The sequence below is a fragment of the Streptomyces sp. NPDC059455 genome, assembly GCF_042750115.1.
In the GTDB taxonomy this organism is placed as follows: domain Bacteria; phylum Actinomycetota; class Actinomycetes; order Streptomycetales; family Streptomycetaceae; genus Streptomyces; species Streptomyces endocoffeicus.
The window spans coordinates 36,804-37,307 of the sequence record NZ_JBHYVB010000115.1; the positions used below are offsets into that span (position 1 = coordinate 36,804).

Sequence of the window (504 nt, forward strand, 5' to 3'; positions counted from 1 at the left end):
CCTTAGGCTCCCCGCAATCACAGCCTCGCCTCAAACCCCCACCCCCCCCCCCCGGGCCCCCGCCCCCCCACTCCCCCCCCCCCCGGGCGGGGTTTTGATCGTGCCCGGGGCCCTCCCCCTCGTCGTCGAATACGGCGCCTCCGTGACGACCGCGAAGATCGCCCGAGCCGCGGGCATCGGGGAAGGCACGATCTTCCGGGTCTTCGAGGACAAGGACACCCTGCTCGCGGCCTGTATGGCGGAGGCCGTACGGCCCGATGACACCGTGGCCCATCTGGAGTCGATCGCCCTGGACCAGCCGCTGGCGGACCGGCTCGCCGAGGCGGCCGATGTGGTGCGCGGGCACATGGGCCGCATCGGCGCGGTCGCCGGAGCGCTCGCGGCGGCCGGGCGGCTGGAGCGCATGGCGCCCAAGCCCGGCAAGGACGGGCGCCTCCCGGACCGCGAGGCGAGCCTGGCCCGGCCGCGCGCGGGGCGGGGCGCGCGGGTGGATACCCACCGGGG

At 76.6% G+C, this 504-nt stretch carries 1 protein-coding gene; it reads left to right on the top strand.

The window, feature by feature from the left end; all coding sequences use genetic code 11:
* Nucleotides 1-142: 142 nt before the first annotated feature.
* Nucleotides 143-504 (top strand): TetR family transcriptional regulator (locus ACFXB5_RS32945; RefSeq protein ID WP_385214781.1); only part of this gene is annotated, 362 nt, incomplete at its 3' end.